This window comes from Streptomyces sp. NPDC033174, assembly GCF_055577795.1.
This window is the reverse complement of record NZ_JBVIPQ010000005.1, coordinates 65,767-84,801: the sequence shown is the minus strand read 5'-3', so window position 1 is coordinate 84,801 and position 19,035 is coordinate 65,767. Positions and strand designations below refer to the sequence as shown.

Here is a 19,035-nt window from a genome sequence, read left to right as displayed (position 1 = left end):
CGGAGGGCTCTCGGGGGTCCGCGGGGTTTCGGTGACCGGGCCGGTGACCGGAGGCGGGTGCGGGCTGCGAGGCGGGGACGGTGGGGGCCATGGGTGGTGTGCTGTGCCTTCTGTGCGCTCCGGACAGCCGCTGGGAGTGCGGCTCCACGGGTCGTACGACTCCGCCACCCACCTGAACGGCGACACGGGGGCCCTGGTCACGGCCGTCATCGCCCGCTCCTCGATCCACGCCGGTGCCCCGCGCGGCGGGCGGTGCGCGTCCGGGAAGGAGGCGCGCCCGCCCCCGGCCGCGTCCGGTCCGGGGTGTCCGGCTTCTTCGGGATGGGCGGGCGCACCGCCCGAGGACGCGGGGCGCGGGCGGCGCCCCGCGCGGCGACCGCCGCCCTCGCCCGGCGCTCGCCCCGCAGGCAGCTGCGCAGCGACTCCGGGTCGAGGCCCTCGTTGCAGGCCTGGTGCAGCAGCCGCGCGAAGACGTACTCCGGGTCGGCGGCCAGTGCCAGCCCCAGTGCGACACGTGCGCTGGGCTCGTCGCCGGTGGACCAGGAGACCCAGCCCGCGAGGCTGAGCGGCGCGGCGGCGTGCTCGGTGTACGGGCCCACGCAGCGTCGGGCCAGAGCACGCCAGAGTCGCAGCGCACGCCCCGCCAGGGGTCCCTCCATCCACTCGGCGGCGCGGTCGCGTGTCTCACGGTCCTGCAGGCCGTGAATCACGACGGCGGCCTCGATGTCGGCGATCAGGCCGTCGTCCATGGCGTCCACCTCCGCGGTGCTCAGCCCTGCCGTCGTCCCCGCCAGTCGCTTCATGAGCCGCCGTACCACTCGGAGAGTCTCCGTCCGGACCTCCTCACGACCGCGCTCGTCCAGCAGCCGGTGCACCACCGAGGCGCCTGTGGTGTCCAGCGCCTGCTGCTGTCGATCTCCGCGCGGACCCGTCATGGGCTTAAGGCGTGCCTCCATCTCCCGCAGGGAACCCCGCACCTGGATCCCGGCGTAGGCGGCGGCCGCCGCCATCACCGACGTGCCGGGCAGGGCGAGCGGGGTGCCGTCGGGAGGACAGCAGCGGGCGTCGGGGCAGCAGTACGACCAGTACCGCCCCTCGGAGAGACAAAGGGCTTCGTAGACCGGGACGTCGAGGGCGCCGCACGCCGTGCGCAGCCGCTGCGCGAGCGGCCGCAGCCGCTCCATCACCTGCCGGCCGCTCTCCCCGCTTCCGGGGTCCTGGCACAGGAAGACGACGATGCCGTCGGGGCGGGCGCCGCGCCGCTCGCAGCCGTCGACGAGGCATTCCGCGAGTTGTTCGGCCACAGGCGACCACTCCCGCGGCGAGCGCGGGATGCCGAGCCTGAGCCGCCCGCCGAAGCGGCCTCGCTCGCCGTGGAGGGCGACGAGGACGATCGAGTCGGTCGGCCGGAAGCCCAGGACGTAAGGGAGCGCGTCGGCCAGCTCGGCGGGGCCGCGCAGGGTGATCTGCTGTTCGTCGGACGGTTCGCCGGTTACGTGGTGCTTGTTCATGGTCACGACCGTCCCCCGGCCACCCCGCATTCCGCGACCCCTGTGGATAACCTCGGCGCCGAGTTGTCCACAGGGCGGCCGCCGCGTTCGCGCAATGTCCGACCCATCGGGTTGCATGGGGGCATGACCAACGCAGACCGCCTCGAAGACCGCGCGGCCCTCAGGGCCTCCGCCGATGCCGTACTCGCCCGCCTCGTCTCGGACGCCACCGGCACGGCGCGGCTGCGGGAGGACCAGTGGCGGGCGATCGAGGCGCTCGTCGCCGAGAAGCGACGTGCCCTGGTCGTGCAGCGGACGGGGTGGGGGAAGTCCGCGGTGTATTTCGTCGCGACCTCGCTCCTGCGCGAGCGCGGCAGCGGGCCGACCGTGATCGTGTCCCCGCTGCTGGCGCTGATGCGCAACCAGGTGGAGGCGGCGGCGCGGGCGGGTATCCGCGCCCGCACGATCAACTCGTCCAACACGGAGGAGTGGGACACGGTCCAGGAGGAGGTCACCGCGGGCGAGGTGGATGTGCTGCTCGTCAGCCCCGAGCGCCTGAACAACCCCGACTTCCGCGACCAGGTCCTGCCCCGCCTCGCCGCCGCCACCGGCCTGCTGGTGGTGGACGAGGCGCACTGCATCTCGGACTGGGGGCACGACTTCCGGCCCGACTACCGGCGGCTGCGGACGATGCTCGCCGATCTGCCGGCCGGAGTCCCGGTCCTCGCCACCACCGCGACGGCCAACGCACGGGTGACGGCGGACGTCGCCGAACAGCTGGGCACGGGCGCGGGGACGGACGCCCTGGTCCTGCGTGGCCCGCTCGACCGGGAGAGCCTCAGCCTCAGCGTGCTCCAACTGCCCGACGCGGCACACCGTTTGGCCTGGCTCGCCGATCACCTCGGCGAGCTCCCCGGCTCGGGAATCATCTACACCCTCACGGTCGCGGCGGCCGAGGAGGTCACCGCGTATCTACGGCAGTGCGGGCACACCGTGTCGTCCTACACCGGCCGGACGGAGAACGCCGACCGTCAGCAGGCGGAGGACGACCTGCTGGCCAATCGCGTCAAGGCGCTGGTCGCGACGTCCGCGCTGGGCATGGGGTTCGACAAGCCCGACCTGGGGTTCGTGGTGCACCTGGGCTCGCCGTCCTCCCCCATCGCCTACTACCAGCAGGTGGGGCGCGCGGGGCGTGGTGTGGAACATGCGGAGGTACTGCTGCTGCCGGGCAAGGAGGACGAGGCGATCTGGCAGTACTTCGCCTCGGTGGCCTTCCCGCCCGAGGAGCAGGTGCGCCGGACCCTCGACGTACTGGCGCAGGCCGAGCGGCCGCTCTCGCTCCCGGCGCTGGAGCCTCTGGTCGAACTGCGGCGGACGCGCCTGGAGACCATGCTCAAGGTCCTCGACGTGGACGGTGCGGTGCACCGGGTGAAGGGCGGCTGGACCAGCACGGGCCGGCCCTGGGTGTACGACTCCGAGCGGTACGCGTGGGTGGCGCGCCAGCGGGCGGCGGAGCAGCAGGCGATGCGCGAGTACGCGTCGGCCACCAGCTGCCGGATGGAGTTCCTGCGGCGGCAGCTGGACGACGAGGAGGCCGCACCGTGCGGGCGCTGCGACAACTGCTCGGGGGCGCGCTTCGAAGCCAAGGTGTCGGGTGCCGCGCTGGACGCCGCCAAGGGTGAGCTGGGACGGCCGGGCGTCGAGGTGGAGCCGCGCAAGATGTGGCCGACCGGTCTCGCCGCGGTCGGTGTCGACCTGAAGGGCCGGATCCCCGCCGGCGAGCAGGCGTTCACCGGGCGGGCGCTGGGCCGGCTCTCCGACATCGGGTGGGGCAACCGGCTGCGGCCGATGCTCGCGCCGCGGGCGGCCGACGGGCCGGTGCCCGACGATGTCGTGCAGGCAGTCGTGAGCGTGCTGGCCGACTGGTCCAAGGGATCCGGCGGCTGGGCGTCGGGGGCGCCGGACGCCCCGGGCCGGCCCGTCGGTGTCGTCACGGTCGCCTCGCACAGCAGGCCCGAACTCGTCGCCTCGCTCGGCCGCCGCATCGCCGAGATCGGCCGGATGCCCTTGCTCGGTTCCGTCGAGTACGCGCCGGGGGCGGAGGACCTGAGGATCTCGCGCACCAACAGCGCGCAGCGGGTGCGCGGACTGCACCAGGCGCTGGTCGTTCCTCCGTCGCTGGCCGAGGAGTTGGTGGCGGCCGACGGGCCGGTCCTGCTGGTGGACGACCTTTCCGACAGCGGCTGGACGCTCGCGGTTGCCGCCAGGCTGCTGCGCCGGGCCGGAGCACAGGGGGTGTTTCCCCTGGTCCTCGCTGTTCAGGGATGACGTGAGGCATCGTCAAGGGCTCAACTGGGCAGGGATATGAGTGTCATTCCGACCCATTCCAGTCAGCGGCCGCAATTGCTCGTTGCCGCCCGCGCATACGACCGCAAGAATTGGATGCGCCCCCCGCACGGCCCGTTCGCGGTCCGGAAGGGCTGTGCCGGTGCGCGCCCTCACCCGACCCTGCCCGCACTGTGGGCGCGTATGCGAAGGGAGGACCGTGACCTTCGGATTCGCTCCGTCCGCAGCCACCTCGATCACGGCGTCAGCCGATTCCGCCAGCCGCCTCGCCAGGATGCTGGAACCCGCCGAATGGTCGGCGGCCGGAATTCCGTTGCTGCGCAACCCGCGCGAGGTTGTCAGCGGTCTGCATTCCCGTCACCGTCCCGGCCCGGCGACGGCCGTCGTCGCCGTTCTCGATCATGAGGAACGGCTCGCCGCCAGCGCCTCGTTCACCCGTCGCCCCGCCCTCGCGGACGGCTGGGAGTTCCGCAACACGCTGCTGGCGCATCTGCGCCGGGTCATCCCGCACGATCTGCGGCGCCGCACCCCCGTGCGGACCGCGATCCTGCTCTACTGCCGTGAGGGCGACGAGCGGTGGACGCAGGAGGACGGCGCCTGGATGTGGGGGCTGCGGGACGCGTGCACGCTCCACGGTCTGCGCTGCGGCGCGTACATCACGCTGACCAGCGGCGGTTGGCAGGTGCTGGGCGAGGGACGGGGTGGCCGGCGGCCCAACTCGCTGTCGCCGCCGACGGATCTGTCGGAGCTCTCGGCCGACGCCGAGTCCTTCGCTCCCCGTACGGCGAGTGGCGCGACGGAGCCGCTGCGACGTACCGCGGCACGCTGACCCGGACGCGGCGGACACGCTGATCCCGACGCGGCGGGCACCGAACAGTCACGACCGCCGAACAGTCACGGCCCGGCCGCCCACGTGTGGGCAGCCGGGGCAGGACCGCTGTGCCGAGTCCGTACAGTCCGCGCCTGGCGGGACGTGCGAGCCGCGTACGGCTCAGACGCCCGCGCCGAGCGCGGCGTTGATGCGCTGCGGGTCTCCGCAGACGATGAGGAGCGCGCTCGCACGCTCCTTCGCCAGGGGCAGCGCGCGGACGGCGGCCTCGGAGCCTCCGTTGACCGCGACGACCACCACCGGTCGGGCCGACGCACGGTCGACGGCGGCGGCGTCGGCGAAGAAGACGTCGTCGCGGGCGTCGTGCTGGGCCCAGTAGGCGCTCTCCCCGAACGACAGCTCGTGCGTCGCCCAGGGGTGCTGCTCACCGGTGGTGAGAACCAGGATGTCGCCGGGGGCGCGCCCGGTCTCGAGCAGCAGGTCCACGGCCTCCTCGGCGGCGTCGAGCGCGCCGTCCGCCGGGGCGGGGATCAGCTGGATCTGCGGCACGGAACGATTCTCCGGCCGGGACGACGGGGACTGCCCGGCACCGGGGTGCGGGCGCTGTACCGGCGGCGCGGGCCTGGCCGGACCGGGATGCCCCGGGCGCGGCGAGGCCGCGGAACGCGGACCGGGTACGGGACGGGGGGTCGGCGCGGGGCGGCCTGCGGCCGGAGTGGCGCGGGGACCCTGGGCACTCTCGTGAATCTGAGGCTCCTCGGGGATGAGAGGCATACGTGGATGTCTATCAAACGCCGGTGCGAGTGACATCGGCGGGTGGGCACAAAAGTGCGGATTGCCGTTCACCTTGGCTGTGCCCGGCAGTTCAGAACTCGAATCAGAAATCGAAGCCGAGCTGGCCCCCGCTTTCCAGTGCGGCCGCCTCGGCGGAGATGCGGATCTTCTTGAGATGCCGCCACCGGGGGAGCGCGTCGAGGTACGCCCAGGAGAGCCGGTGGTACGGGGTGGGCCCCCGCTCCGCCAGGGCCGCCTTGTGCACGGGCGAGGGGTACCCCGCGTTGGCGTCGAAGGCGAAGGCGGAGCACACCTCCGACCGCAGACCGAGGTCGGCCATCATCGCGTCCCGGCGCACCTTGGCGATCACCGAGGCGGCCGCGACCGCGACGCAGGACTGATCACCCTTGATGACCGTGCGGACCTTCCAGGGGCTGCCCAGATAGTCGTGCTTGCCGTCGAGGATCACCGCGTCGGGCCGCACGGGCAGTGCGTCCAGTGCGCGCACGGCGGCCAGCCGCAGCGCCGCGGTCATCCCGAGCTCGTCGATCTCCTCCGGGGACGCGTGCCCGAGGGCGTACGCGGTGACCCACTTCTCCAGTTCCCCGCACAGCTCGAGGCGGCGTTTGGGGGTGATCAGCTTGGAGTCGGTGAGTCCGGCAGGCGGTCGGCGCAGTCCGGTGACAGCGGCGCACACCGTGACCGGCCCGGCCCACGCCCCTCGCCCGACCTCGTCGACCCCGGCGATGATCTTGGCGCCGGTGGTGGCTCGGAGCGAACGCTCGACGGTGTGAGTGGGTGGTTCGTACGGCATGGCGCCTGACAGATTACGCCGATGCGGGCCGCCCGCGGTACCCCGATTCCCCCGCGGGCCTCGCGGTTGGTTCTCAGACGGACCGGGGAGCGAGCAGCGGCACCATGACCTGATCGAGCATCTCGGCGATATCGGAGTCACGCCATTCACTGGCGCACACCTTCGAGCGGTACATCATCATGGCCGGAATCACATCGAAGACCAGCTCACCGAGGCCTTCGGCGCGGACATCGCCGCGCTGGACCCCCCGCCGTACCACCTCACGGAAGAGCCGGGTGGAGGGCTCGATCACCCCCGAAACGATCAGGCCATGAAGGCGTTCGGCGGTCGCGCTGTCGCATTCGTGAAGCACCGCCCTGAGGGCATAGCCGGGCTTGGAGTACATCGCCTCGCGCACCCGCCGGCACAGCTGGAAGAGATCTTCGCGGACGCTGCCGTGGTCGGGCGCCTCGTCGAGCGTGGGCAGTCCCGCCCGGAGGGCGTCGGCGACGAGGTCCTCCTTCGACGGCCAGCGGCGGTAGACCGCGGCCTTGCCGGTCTGAGCCCCCGCCGCGACCCCTTCCATCGTCAGCCCGCGCCAGCCGACGGTACTGAGCTGCTCCAGCGCGGCGTCCAGAATCGCCCGCTCCAGCACCGGACCGCGGCGGCGCGGGGACGCCGACTGCGACCGAGCGGCGGCCGCCGAGCTCGAGGTAACCATCAGCAACTCTCCATGGGTGCACATCGGTTGACGCGGCAGTGGTCAGTGAACGCTTGCGTTCACTGACGGGGACTCACTACCGTTGAGCGACAGTGAACGGGTGCGTTCACTAATCACTCGTGGGGGATCCATAGTGACAACAACTCAATCGGTAACACAGAGCAAGCCACCGGGTGCGGCGCGCAGGCAAGGGCGACCGGGAATCGCCCTGGCCGTCATCGCGGCCTGTCAGCTCATGGTCGTACTCGACGCCACCATTGTGAACATCGCGCTCCCGCACATTCAGGACGCGCTCTCCTTCTCCACCACCGACCTCTCCTGGGTGCTCAGCGCCTATACGCTGACCTTCGGCGGTCTGCTGCTGCTGGGCGGCAGGGCGGGCGACATCCTCGGCCGCCGCCGGGTCTTCCTGACCGGAATCCTCCTCTTCACTCTCGCCTCCCTGCTGGGCGGATTCGCCCAGGAACCCTGGCAGTTGCTGGCGGCGCGCGCCCTGCAGGGCGTCGGCGGCGCCATCGCCTCGCCCACCTCGCTCGCCCTCATCACCACGACGTTCCCGGAAGGGCCCGAGCGGAACCGCGCGTTCGGCGTCTTCGCGGCCGTGTCCGCGGGCGGCGGCGCGATAGGTCTGCTGGCCGGCGGCATGCTGACCGAATGGCTCGACTGGCGCTGGGTGTTCTTCGTCAACGTCCCGATCGGCGTGCTCATCGCCTTCCTCACCCCCCTGTACATCAACGAGTCCGAACGCCATCCGGGCCGCTTCGACATCGCGGGGGCGCTGACCTCGACGCTCGGTATGGCCTCGCTGGTGTACGGGTTCATCCGCGCCTCGGAGGAGGGCTGGCGCGACCCGCTCACCATCGGCTCCTTCGTCGCCGCCGTGGTCCTGCTGGCGGCCTTCGCGCTCGTCGAGTCGCGGGCCCGGGAACCGATCACTCCGCTCAGGATGTTCGCCGACCGCAACCGCTCGGGCACGTATCTGATCATGCTGAGTCTCGCGGCGGCGATGTTCGGGATGTTCTTCTTCATCGTGCTGTTCGTGCAGAACGTGCTCGGCTACAGCCCGATCCAGTCCGGCCTCGCCTTCCTCCCCGTGACGGTCGCGATCATCACGGGCGCGGGCCTCTCACAGCGGCTGCTCCCCGTCCTGGGCCCCAAGCCGTTCATGGTCACCGGTTCCGCGATCACCGGTGTGGGGCTGTTCTGGCAGACCTTCATCACGCCGGACAGTTCGTACGTCGGCGGAGTCCTGGGGCCGATGGTGCTCTTCGGATTCGGCATGGGCCTGAACTTCGTGACGCTGACCCTGACCGCGGTCTCCGGGGTCGCGCAGCACGAGGCGGGCGCGGCGTCCGGACTGCTCAACGCGACCCAGCAGGTGGGCGGTTCGCTCGGCCTGTCGATCCTGGTCACGGTCTTCGGTACGGCGAGCAGGAACGAGGCGGAGAAGCAGGTGCCGGCCTTCCTGTCGCAGGCGACACCGGAGCAGCAGGCACAGTTCGCCACCTCCAAGGAACTGCCCGCGCCCTGGGGTCATGACGTACTGACCGCCGGTATATCGACGGCCTTCACGGCCGCGGTGGCCATGGCGGGTCTCGCGCTGCTGACCGCGCTGGTGGTGATCCGCGTACGGAAGAGCGACCTGGAAGCGCTGAGCGGAAAGGCGGAGGCGTCGGGTCCGGTGGCGTAGGCGACCGGGGGACGCGCGGACGCGGGCGGGGTCCGTCCCAGGAGGGACGGACCCCGCTTCCGCTCACAAGAACGACTACGGCCAGGACCACGACGGCTGTACGGGCCCCTCCCCGTCAGGGACGCCCGAAGTCCCCGCCGTCCTCGTTCAGGTCGTAGTCGCCGGACGGGTCGTAGGGGTCGTACTCGTCGTCGAACCCGTCCCGGTCATGGACCGCGCATGCCGCGCGGGACGAGGCGACCTTGTGCTCGTCGAGGATCCGCCGCGCCCTCGCCTCCCCCAGGCTGGTGGCGTACCAGTCGGCCTCGGAGCCGGTGAGATCCTCCGCGATGTGGCGCAGGGCGCATGTGCGCAGCGGCTCCGGCAGCTTGTCCAGGGCGGGCACGGCATCGGCGGACAGCCCGTCCAGATAGCCGATGTCGATCTTTCCGCTGGTCTCGTACCGCTCGACGTTCCGCTCCGCGACGATCGCGTCCGGGGAGATCAGACCGAAGACGAGCACGGCTCCGGCGGCGCTCGCGGCGACGGCACGCGGCAGCAGACGCGCGCCGAACACCCCCGCGACCATGATCAGCACAATCACCAGGCCGAGCCACAGTTCCATGGCGGCGACCGAGATCCTCAGCCGGGTCAGCCCGTAGGCGTCGACGTACAGGTCCAGCCGGCGCAGCGCCGAGGCGACGACGACCAGGGTCAGTACGCACAGGGTGCCGAGGACCGCGCGGACAAGGGTCCGGTCGCGGGTACCGTCGCGCGGGGCCCAGCGCAGCGCGAGGCCGATGACGAGAAGCGTGAGCAGGGTGGCCCAGAGCAGCTGCCAGAAACCCTCACGGGCGTATTCGGCGTAAGTGAGGCCGGTTTCCCGCAACACCTTGTCGTATCCGCCGAAGAGGACGGCGAGCTGCACCGAGATGAAGGCCGCGAAGAGCAGATTGAGGACGACCAGCGGAAGGGCCCATTCCAGCCGCGCTCGGGCCCGTCCGGGGCGCAGCGCCACACGGTCCCATCGCAGGGGTGCGGCGGCGGTACGGGCCGCGGCGAGCGCCCCGACGAGGCCCAGGCAGAACAGGAAGAAGCGCCAGGGTCCGTCGGCCACGGAGATGTCGGGGATGAGGGAACCGAGCAGGTCCGCGAAGGCGGCGTCGGCTCCCGCGAAGAGCGCGCCGAAGACGACGAGCAACAGCGCGGCCACCAGGATCGTGCGCACCACCGGGCCCCAGCGTCCGCGGGTGCCGTCGGCGCGCTCCCGCACACCCGCCCAGGCCCACGCCATGCCGGAGCCGATGGAGTCGAGCAGTCCCAGGGGGCTGAGGAGGACGCCCGGCCAGCGCCGGCCGCCGTGCAGGGCGAGTGAACCGAGCGCCAGGGCGGAGACGACGGCGAGGAAGGTGGGCCAGCCGGCGTCGCGCAGGGCGGGAATCACCAGCGTGGCGACTCCGGCGACGGCCCATATCAGGGTCCAGGGGCGGACCCGCCGGCCCGCGGCCGTCGCGGCGAAGTAGGCGGCGAAGGTGAGGGGGACGGCGACGATCAGGAGATTGACGCCGAGGCCGTCGCCGAGCAGGAAACCGCTGAGTGCCGCCGCCACCAGGGCCGACCAGAGTGTGGCCGTGGGGACACGGGCAGGCGCGGCGGGACGCACCTTGCTGAACCTGCTGACGGTCGGCGGCCTCGGCGGGCCGAACGGGTTCGGCTGCCTCGGCGCCGCCCCCGGCGGCCACTGCGGCGGCGGCGCACCCTGCTGGGACGCACCGGGTGCCGCGCCCGGCGACGTCCCCGGGGTTCCCCCCGCCCGGGCCGGCTGCGGCTCCGGCCTCGTCGATGAGCCGGGGTCCGGTGTCGTCCGGGCCGCTCCACCGGGCGCCACGGGCGACGACGACTCCGGCGCGCTGGGCCCGGGCGGTCCCGATGTCCCGTTCGCGGCCGCGTCCCGCGACGGTTCGGGCGGTGTGTCTGACATGTGCCCCCCTCCCTGCCCGTTCCCGGACAGGCCGGTGCCACGGCGCGTGCGGGCGGGCTTCTCGTCGGCGCGCGCTTGTCATGATCAGCGCAGCGCGTGGCCGACAGGCTAACCGCGCCTTGGCCCCGCGCAGCCGCCGGTCCGCGGCTGTGGCAGGACCGTGACACTCGCGACGCCACCGGCCGTGGGGAGCCCAAGGCTCAGTGCGGCGCCTTGGAGGGGAGCCAGCCGGGCAGTTCCTCGGTCTGGGCGAGCCATTCCCCGGGCGGCGCCCCGCCGTCGGCGGCGGCCACTACTCCCCCGGCGATCGCACAGGTGGTGTCGACGTCACCGCCGACCTGCGCGGTCGTCCAGAACGCCCGCTCGAAGTCGCCCAACGACCGGGCGGCCGACCAGAGAGCGAACGGCACCGTGTCGTGGGCGCTCGTCCGCCGCCCGCTTCCCAGCACCGCCGCGACGGTTCCCGCGTCGTCGTAGTCCAGCATGTCCCGCGCGCGGCGCAGCCCCGCCCCCACCGCGCTGCGCGGCACGAGGGCGACCACTCCGTCGAGGAGGTCCGCCGGGGTGGGTGGCCCGGCCGGATCCGCGGCGAGCGCCGCGGCGGCCGCCACCGCCATGGACCCCACGACGGCCTCGCGGTGCTGGTGCGTGGTGTACGAGGAGATCTCGGCCTGGTGCGTGGCCTGCTCCGGGTCGTCGGCGTACCAGGCGCCGAGGGGAGCGATGCGCATGGCGGAGCCGTTGCCCCAGGATCCCTGCCCGTTGAAGAGCTCTGCGGCCAGCTCCCGCCAGTCGCCACCCTCCCTGATCAGCCGGAGCATCCGGTTGACCGCCGGGCCGTAGCCGCGGTCGAAGTCGTGGTGCTCCGCGAAGGAACGAGCGAGGGCGTCCTGGTCGATCCGGTGGTGCTCGGCGAGCACACCGAGAACCGAGCAGGCCATCTCGGTGTCGTCGGTCCACTGCCAGGGACCGGGCGGCAGGGCGCGCCGTTTCAGCAGCGGATAGTTCACGGGTACGAAAAATTGGGAGCCCAGGGCGTCTCCCACGGACAGCCCACGCAGGCTGGCCAGGGCGCGTTCGAAGCGCCGGTCGAGAGAGGAGGAGTCAGCGGTCATCGCCCTGCCACTCTATCCGGTGGCGCCGTACGGTTCGGGGGTACGCCATCGTTCGAAGGGCCGGTCGAGCGTGTACCGCCCGTCCTCCCCGAGCAGAAGCATCCTGGTCTCGCCGTTTCCGGGGTTGGACAGCGACTCGAACTCGGCGACCGTCCAGTGGAACCAGCGCATGCAGAACAGCCGCATGGTGAGCCCGTGCGTGACCAGAAGCACATTCGGCGGATGGTCGGGCGCCTCGAAGCTCCGGTAGAGGCTCTCCAGGAACGCGCCGACCCGGTCGTACACGTCCGCGCCCGACTCTCCCTGCGCGAATCGGTAGAAGAAGTGCCCGTAGGCGTCGCGATAGGCCTTCTGCAGGCGTACGTCCTCCCGGTCCTGCCAGTTCCCCCAGTCCTGCTCCCGCAGGCGCGGCTCCTCCCTCACCCGCACCAGGTCCGGGTCGAGCCCGAAGGCCTGGAACGTCTCGAGGGTGCGGCGGTATGGCGAGACATAGACACTGACGCGCTCGTCCCCGAACAGCTCCCGCAGCCTCTCCCCCGTCTCCTCCGCCTGCCGGCGCCCCACCCCGGTGAGTCTCAGGGCGTGGTCGGGCTGCCGTTCGTACACCGTGTCATCGGCATTGCCCTCGGACTCTCCGTGCCGGACGAGGACGATGCGCCGCGGTCGTGCCATGCGTCGACCCTAGTTGCGACCCCCGGCGCGGGCTCGGTCGAGTGGGCGTCCGGTGTCCGTCCTGGGCCCATCCGGCGTATCCGGTCCGAAAGCACCGGCCGCCCGCGCCCGATTGGGGATCACACCGTCCAGGACGGTTCGAGCGCGACGACGTCGCCGTTCAGCGCTGCCACATCGGCTTCGATCTGGGCCCGCAGGGCGAGCCGTTCCACCCGCTCGGTGCGGTACTTGCCGTGTTCAGCGGCCGACCGCCACATGGACAGCACCAGGAACTCGTGTCCCGGGGCCTCCCCGAACACCCCACGCAGCATCCCGGGCGACCCGGCCATCGCCGGATTCCACACCTTCTCCTGCATCAGAGCGAAGTGCTCGACCCGTTCCTCGTGGATCCTGCAGTGGGCCACCCGGACCACGTCGGCGTCCGTGAAGCGCGGCTCGAAGCCCGTTTTCACATCGAAGCGGTGATCGAAGAGCTTGACCTGGATGTCCTTGTACGTGCCCGCCTGCGACGCGGCCAGCCGGTCGTGGGACCGCGCCATGAACGAGTCGTAGAACGCCCGGCTCTCCCAGAAGGCGAAGACATGGGCCACTTCGGGCCGTCCCCTGCTCCACCCTCCGCCCTGTCCCCGGAATCCCGGCTCACCCAGCAGCCCCGCCCACTTCCGCTGCCCACGCTCGAACCCCCGACGGTCCACCACGGTGCAGCGAATCCACTTGACCAGCACCGCGCCATCGTACGGCCCCGGACACCGGCCGCGGTCGCGCTCCGCGGGAGTGCACCCGCATGACACCATGAACAACGTTCCCGTCCACGCGGGGAGTTGACGGTACGTAATGAGAGAGGGGATTCCGGTGAGCGGTCTCAACAAGGGGGTCGGCAAGGTCGAGGTCACGCTCAAGTGGGATCCCAGCCCCCTCGGTGAACCGGCGCACGATCTGGACCTCGTCGCCGGGGTCTACACGGCGGACGACCCGTACGGGGTCCCCGCGTACCTCGTGCACTTCGACAGCAGGTCACCGGACGGCACGATCACCCTCAACCGCGAAAGCAGTACGGGGCAGGGCTTCGGCTTCGACGAGGCGTTGACGCTGGAGCTGGACCGTCTTGCCGGCCTCTACGCGCGCGTGGTCGTGGGCGTGGCCATACAGCAGGGCGGAGGCCGTCGGACGTTCGGCGACATCTCCAACGCCGGCGTCCGCGTCCGCGAGGGCTACACGGTCCTGTCCGACGACGGCTTCGCCACGCTCTCCGGGTTCACCGCGGCGACGGTGGCGGAATTCGTCCGCGTCGGAACGGGCAGCTGGGAGTACCGCCCGCTGTTCCGCGGCTACGACACGGACCCGCAGTCCTTCGCGGCGCTCATGGGCGCGGCCCGCTCCTGAACCGGCGCCGCGCACGCCGGTAGAAGCGACGCGCACACCTGGACAGCCGCGCACGCGTGCGCGGCGCACGCCGAAGGAGGCGGAGCCGACATATCGACTCCGCCTCCTCGGCCGTTCACCTCACGCCCTGACGGCGCTCGGTATCAGCTGCAACCGCTGGTCGAGCCGCAGCCCTCGCAGATGTAGCAGGAGCCGGCCCGCTGCATCTTCGTACCGCACGAGAAGCACAGCGGCGCGTCCGCGCTGATGCCGAGCTGCATCTCCACGAGCTCCGCCGAGGTGTGCGCCTGCTTCGGGGCCGGGACCTCGATCTTCGGCGTGGCGACGACCTGCGGGGGCTCCTGCTGACGCGGAGCCGACTGGGCCAGGCCCTCGACGTCCATGTCCTCGTCGGACTGCTCGTACGAACCGGTCTCCAGGTGGCGCTGACGCTCCTCCGCCGAGTGGATACCGAGCGCCGAGCGGGTCTCGAACGGCAGGAAGTCCAGCGCCAGGCGGCGGAAGATGTAGTCGACGATCGACTGCGCCATCCGCACGTCCGGGTCGTCCGTCATACCGGCCGGCTCGAAGCGCATGTTGGTGAACTTCGAGACGTAGGTCTCCAGCGGAACGCCGTACTGCAGACCGACGGAGACGGCGATGGAGAAGGCGTCCATCATGCCCGCGAGCGTGGAGCCCTGCTTGGACATCTTCAGGAAGACCTCGCCGAGACCGTCGTCCGGGTAGGAGTTGGCGGTCATGTACCCCTCGGCGCCACCGACCGTGAAGGAGGTGGTGATCCCCGGGCGGCCCTTCGGGAGGCGCTTGCGGACCGGGCGGTACTCGACGACCTTCTCCACCGCGGCGCGGATGGTCTCCTCGGTCTTCGCGGTGACCTCGGCCTTCTCCGTCTCCTTCTTCTTGGCGGAGAGCGGCTGGCCGACCTTGCAGTTGTCGCGGTAGATGGCGAGCGCCTTGACGCCCATCTTCCACGCCTCGAAGTAGACCTCCTCGACGTCCTCGACCGTGGCGGTCTCGGGGAGGTTCACCGTCTTGGAGAGCGCGCCGGAGATCCACGGCTGGATGGCCGCCATCATCCGGACGTGACCCATCGCGGAGATGGAACGCTCGCCCATCGCGCAGTCGAAGACCTCGTAGTGCTCGGTCTTGAGGCCGGGGGCGTCGATCACATTGCCGTGCTCGGCGATGTGGGCGACGATCGCCTCGATCTGCTCCTCCTGGTAGCCCAGGCGGCGCAGGGCCTGCGGGACGGTGCCGTTGACGATCTGCATCGAGCCGCCGCCGACGAGCTTCTTGAACTTGACCAGGGCGAGGTCGGGCTCGAGGCCGGTGGTGTCGCAGGACATCGCGAGACCGATGGTCCCGGTGGGGGCGATGACCGACGCCTGGGCGTTGCGGAAGCCGTTCTTGGCGCCGAGGCGGACGACGTCCTGCCAGGCCTCCGTGGCGGCGGCCCAGATCGGCGAGTCCAGGTCGTCCATGCGGACGGCCGTGGCGTTGGCGTCTGCGTGCTGCTTCATGACGCGCTGGTGCGGCTCGGCGTTGCGGGCGTAGCCGTCGTACGGGCCGACGACCGAGGCGAGCTCGGCGGAGCGCTTGTACGACGTACCCGTCATCAGCGAGGTGATGGCGCCGGCGAGCGCGCGGCCGCCGTCGGAGTCGTAGGCGTGGCCGGTCGCCATCAGCAGGGCGCCGAGGTTGGCGTAGCCGATGCCGAGCTGGCGGAAGGCGCGGGTGTTCTCACCGATCTTCTCGGTGGGGAAGTCCGCGAAGCAGATGGAGATGTCCATCGCGGTGATGACGAGCTCGACGACCTTGGCGAAGCGCTCGGACTCGAAGGACTGGTTGCCCTTGCCGTCGTCCTTGAGGAACTTCATCAGGTTCAGCGAGGCGAGGTTGCACGAGGTGTTGTCCAGGTGCATGTACTCGCTGCACGGGTTCGAGCCGTTGATCCGGCCGGACTCGGGGCAGGTGTGCCAGCGGTTGATCGTGTCGTCGTACTGGATGCCCGGGTCGGCGCAGGCCCAGGCGGCCTCGGCCATCTTGCGGAACAGCGACTTGGCCTCGACCTCCTCGATGACCTCACCGGTCATACGGGCGCGCAGGCCGAACTTGCCGCCGGACTCCACGGCCTTCATGAACTCGTCGTTCACGCGGACGGAGTTGTTGGCGTTCTGGTACTGGACGGACGTGATGTCGTCGCCGCCCAGGTCCATGTCGAAGCCCGCGTCGCGCAGGGCGCGGATCTTCTCCTCCTCCTTGACCTTGGTCTCGATGAAGTCCTCGATGTCGGGGTGGTCGACGTCGAGGATGACCATCTTGGCCGCGCGGCGCGTGGCGCCGCCCGACTTGATCGTTCCTGCGGACGCGTCGGCGCCCCGCATGAAGGAGACCGGGCCGGAGGCGTTGCCGCCGGAGGAGAGCAGTTCCTTGGAGGAACGGATACGGGAGAGGTTCAGGCCGGCGCCGGAGCCGCCCTTGAAGATCATGCCCTCTTCCTTGTACCAGTCGAGGATCGACTCCATGGAGTCGTCGACGGACAGGATGAAGCAGGCGGAGACCTGCTGCGGCTGGGGCGTGCCGACGTTGAACCACACCGGCGAGTTGAAGCTGAAGATCTGGTGCAGGAGGGCGTACGCCAGCTCGTGCTCGAAGATCTCGGCGTCGGCGGGCGAGGCGAAGTAGCTGTAGTCCTCACCGGCCTTGCGGTAGGTCTTCACGATCCGGTCGATCAGCTGCTTCAGACCGGTCTCGCGCTGCGGGGTGCCGACGGCCCCGCGGAAGTACTTGCTGGTGACGATGTTGACCGCGTTCACCGACCAGAAGTCGGGGAACTCGACGCCACGCTGCTCGAAGTTGACCGAGCCGTCGCGCCAGTTGGTCATGACGACGTCACGACGCTCCCAGACCACCTCGTCGTACGGATGCACGCCGGGCGTGGTGTGGATGCGTTCGATGCGCAGACCCTTGGTCGACTTGGTCCCCTTGGCGCGGGAACCTCGTGCCGGGCCGCTCGCCGTCTCTGTCATGCCGCCTCCCATATACGGGCAAAAACACCCTGAAGTGCCCAAAACTTCCCAGGGCACGCTCTCTGTTCTGATGCCGGGAACGCCACGCACGGCGCTCTCGACAGGTCTTGTGCCGCTCGACGGCCGATCGCCGGGCCACCTGCGCCCGGCCCGTCGGTCAGTCGGCGGCGGTGGCGGGAACGGGGACCTCACGGGTCACGCCGGTCCCGCGTTCCTCAGCGGGAGGCCGCTCGGCGCGGAGCTCCGCGATGGCGGCCTCGAAGTCTTCGAGTGAGTCGAACGCCCGGTACACGGACGCGAAGCGCAGGTACGCGACGAGGTCGAGTTCCCGCAGGGGGCCGAGTATGGCCAGCCCGACGTCGTGGGTGGTCAGCTCGGCGCTGCCGGTGGCGCGCACCGCCTCCTCGACCCTCTGGCCGAGCTGGGCGAGGGCGTCCTCGGTGACCGGCCGCCCCTGGCACGCCTTGCGCACGCCGGAGATGACCTTGGTGCGACTGAAGGGCTCCGTCACGCCGCTGCGCTTGACGACCATCAGCGAGGCGGTCTCCACCGTGGTGAAACGGCGGGAGCAGTCGGGGCACTGGCGGCGGCGTCGGATCGACGTCCCGTCGTCGGTGGTGCGACTGTCGACGACACGGCTGTCGGGATGCCTGCAGAAGGGACAGTGCATGGCTTCCGACCCCTCCTTCACAGCACGACTGAATAGCCTCGACAGGCCCGTCAAGGCCCCCCGAAGCAGCCCCAAGCATAGGCGATGGCCAAGGCCTTGGCAGACCCGGGACCACAACTTCTGGGTGGCGGGATCAATCCAACCACTAGATCTGGGGTTGGGTCGCCGTTCGAGCAGGTCGCGCGTGTCGCGGCGCGGCTCTCCCTGGAGACCGGCCACGAGAGTACGGGACGCGCGCGCCGCCTCCACTCCGGGGCCCGCGGGTGCCAGACTGGAGGCGCGCACCCGGCTCATGCCGTGCCGCCGCCGCCCGGTACCGTCTGCACCGAATTCCATAGGGATCGGGGCGCATATACACCCAGCCGAACACACGCGTAAGACAATCTGCGATTTTTCACTCGAACGTGTGTTTGGCGCAACCTTTCGAAAGCTACTACCGTTGTCGAGCTAGGGAGAACATCTCGAGAGGGGCCGACGTGACCACTACCGCAGACAGTGCCATCATCACTGCACAGGACCGCTCCCAGAGCCGACTCGAGCCGGTGCATGCCATGAATGACGCAGCCACGAACCCGGAGGGTCCCAAGCCCACGCGCTCGCTGCCCGGCCGACCTCCAGGCATCCGGGCGGACAGCTCCGGCCTCACGGACCGGCAGCGGAGGGTCATCGAAGTCATCCGGGACTCCGTGCAGCGGCGGGGATACCCGCCGTCGATGCGGGAGATCGGCCAGGCGGTGGGGCTGTCCAGCACCTCGTCGGTCGCCCACCAGCTCATGGCTCTCGAGCGCAAGGGCTTCCTGCGCCGCGACCCGCACCGCCCCCGGGCGTACGAGGTCCGCGGCTCGGACCAGCCCAGCGCTCAGCCGACGGACACGACCGGCAAGCCCGCCGCGTCGTACGTCCCTCTGGTCGGCCGGATCGCGGCCGGAGGCCCGATCCTCGCCGAGGAGTCGGTGGAGGACGTCTTTCCGCTCCCCCGCCAGCTGGTCGGTGACGGCGAGCTCTTCGTACTGAAGGTCGTCGGCGACTCGATGATCGAGGCAGCCATCTGCGACGGCGACTGGGTGACCGTGCGTCGCCAGCCCGTCGCGGAGAACGGCGACATCGTGGCCGCGATGCTGGACGGCGAAGCCACGGTCAAGCGTTTCAAGCGGGAGGACGGCCATGTCTGGCTGCTGCCGCACAATGCGGCCTACCAGCCGATCCCCGGTGACGAGGCGACGATTCTCGGCAAGGTGGTAGCGGTACTGCGGCGGGTGTGACCCCACCCCGTCGGCCCTGACCGGGCCCCGGGTCCACTGCGCCGGTCCCGGGGCCCTGCGTTTTCTTGGTGCAGATTTCTTGGTTCAGCGGCTGCTTTCCGTTCTCCACAGCAGCTCAGCCTCTCAGCGGCCATTGCCATACAGACGGCTACGCCGACGAGGGGTGATCAGACAGGGGTGGGGGGGGGGTCTCCCCCCCCCCCCCCCCCCCCCCCCCCCCCCCCCCCCCCCTTTTCCCCCCCCTCCCCCCCCCCCCCCCCCCCCCACCCCACCCCCCCCCCCCCCCCCCCACCCCCCCCCT

15 protein-coding genes are annotated in these 19,035 nt (G+C 70.9%); 5 read left to right on the top strand and 10 right to left on the bottom strand.

Annotated features, from left to right (window positions below; all coding sequences use genetic code 11):
• Positions 1–206: 206 nt before the first annotated feature.
• Positions 207–1,511: a DUF4192 domain-containing protein gene (locus tag ACZ5VC_RS17295; protein ID WP_469120883.1), complete on the bottom strand. Its 1,305-nt coding sequence runs from the start codon at positions 1,509–1,511 to the stop codon at positions 207–209.
• A 123-nt stretch (positions 1,512–1,634) separates the two neighbouring features.
• On the opposite strand from ACZ5VC_RS17295, the gene ACZ5VC_RS17290 reads away from it, so the two are divergent.
• The gene (locus ACZ5VC_RS17290; RefSeq protein WP_469120882.1) at positions 1,635–3,818 is read left to right on the top strand and encodes a RecQ family ATP-dependent DNA helicase; all 2,184 of its coding nucleotides are present in this window, start codon (positions 1,635–1,637) and stop codon (positions 3,816–3,818) included.
• 217 nt (positions 3,819–4,035) lie between these two features.
• Entirely contained in the window at positions 4,036–4,665 is a 630-nt protein-coding gene (locus ACZ5VC_RS17285; protein ID WP_469120881.1) for a hypothetical protein, read from the top strand.
• A 162-nt stretch (positions 4,666–4,827) separates the two neighbouring features.
• Here the strand turns inward: ACZ5VC_RS17285 and ACZ5VC_RS17280 are convergent, their stop codons facing one another.
• The 3 genes from ACZ5VC_RS17280 to ACZ5VC_RS17270 all read right to left on the bottom strand — a co-directional run bounded on the left by ACZ5VC_RS17280 (position 4,828) and on the right by ACZ5VC_RS17270 (position 6,953).
• Positions 4,828–5,439 (bottom strand): hypothetical protein, encoded by a 612-nt coding sequence (locus ACZ5VC_RS17280; protein ID WP_469120880.1) that lies wholly within the window; start codon positions 5,437–5,439, stop codon positions 4,828–4,830.
• A 103-nt stretch (positions 5,440–5,542) separates the two neighbouring features.
• Complete coding sequence (locus tag ACZ5VC_RS17275) at positions 5,543–6,253, bottom strand: ribonuclease HII (RefSeq protein WP_468704639.1); 711 nt, start codon at positions 6,251–6,253, stop codon at positions 5,543–5,545.
• A 73-nt stretch (positions 6,254–6,326) separates the two neighbouring features.
• Positions 6,327–6,953, bottom strand: a complete 627-nt coding sequence (locus ACZ5VC_RS17270) for a TetR/AcrR family transcriptional regulator (protein ID WP_469120879.1) — start codon at positions 6,951–6,953, stop codon at positions 6,327–6,329.
• Between the two features lie 235 nt (positions 6,954–7,188).
• Between ACZ5VC_RS17270 and ACZ5VC_RS17265 the strand changes: the two genes are divergently transcribed.
• Positions 7,189–8,643, top strand: a complete 1,455-nt coding sequence (locus tag ACZ5VC_RS17265; protein ID WP_469120878.1) for an MFS transporter — start codon at positions 7,189–7,191, stop codon at positions 8,641–8,643.
• 115 nt (positions 8,644–8,758) lie between these two features.
• Here the strand turns inward: ACZ5VC_RS17265 and ACZ5VC_RS17260 are convergent, their stop codons facing one another.
• The 4 genes from ACZ5VC_RS17260 to ACZ5VC_RS17245 all read right to left on the bottom strand — a co-directional run bounded on the left by ACZ5VC_RS17260 (position 8,759) and on the right by ACZ5VC_RS17245 (position 13,115).
• Entirely contained in the window at positions 8,759–10,603 is a 1,845-nt protein-coding gene (locus ACZ5VC_RS17260) for a DUF4153 domain-containing protein (protein ID WP_469120877.1), read from the bottom strand.
• Between the two features lie 200 nt (positions 10,604–10,803).
• A complete protein-coding gene (locus tag ACZ5VC_RS17255; RefSeq protein WP_468704650.1) occupies positions 10,804–11,718 on the bottom strand; it encodes an ADP-ribosylglycohydrolase family protein in 915 nt (304 codons plus the stop codon).
• 12 nt (positions 11,719–11,730) lie between these two features.
• Entirely contained in the window at positions 11,731–12,390 is a 660-nt protein-coding gene (locus ACZ5VC_RS17250; RefSeq protein WP_469120876.1) for a histidine phosphatase family protein, read from the bottom strand.
• Positions 12,391–12,509: 119 nt separating this feature from the next.
• Positions 12,510–13,115 carry a YdbC family protein gene (locus ACZ5VC_RS17245; RefSeq protein WP_469120875.1) on the bottom strand — a complete coding sequence of 202 codons (606 nt, stop codon included), beginning with the start codon at positions 13,113–13,115 and terminating at the stop codon, positions 12,510–12,512.
• Between the two features lie 127 nt (positions 13,116–13,242).
• Between ACZ5VC_RS17245 and ACZ5VC_RS17240 the strand changes: the two genes are divergently transcribed.
• Positions 13,243–13,773, top strand: a complete 531-nt coding sequence (locus ACZ5VC_RS17240; protein ID WP_469120874.1) for a TerD family protein — start codon at positions 13,243–13,245, stop codon at positions 13,771–13,773.
• Positions 13,774–13,916: 143 nt separating this feature from the next.
• On the opposite strand, the gene ACZ5VC_RS17235 is transcribed toward ACZ5VC_RS17240, so the two are convergent.
• Both ACZ5VC_RS17235 and nrdR read right to left on the bottom strand, forming a co-directional pair.
• Positions 13,917–16,802, bottom strand: coding sequence for a vitamin B12-dependent ribonucleotide reductase (locus ACZ5VC_RS17235; protein WP_469120873.1), 2,886 nt, complete (start codon positions 16,800–16,802; stop codon positions 13,917–13,919).
• A 157-nt stretch (positions 16,803–16,959) separates the two neighbouring features.
• On the bottom strand, positions 16,960–17,472 hold the full coding sequence (gene nrdR, locus ACZ5VC_RS17230; protein ID WP_468704660.1) for a transcriptional regulator NrdR: 513 nt from the start codon (positions 17,470–17,472) through the stop codon (positions 16,960–16,962).
• Between the two features lie 476 nt (positions 17,473–17,948).
• On the opposite strand from nrdR, the gene lexA reads away from it, so the two are divergent.
• Complete coding sequence (lexA, locus tag ACZ5VC_RS17225; RefSeq protein ID WP_468704662.1) at positions 17,949–18,734, top strand: transcriptional repressor LexA; 786 nt, start codon at positions 17,949–17,951, stop codon at positions 18,732–18,734.
• Positions 18,735–19,035 lie beyond the last annotated feature (301 nt).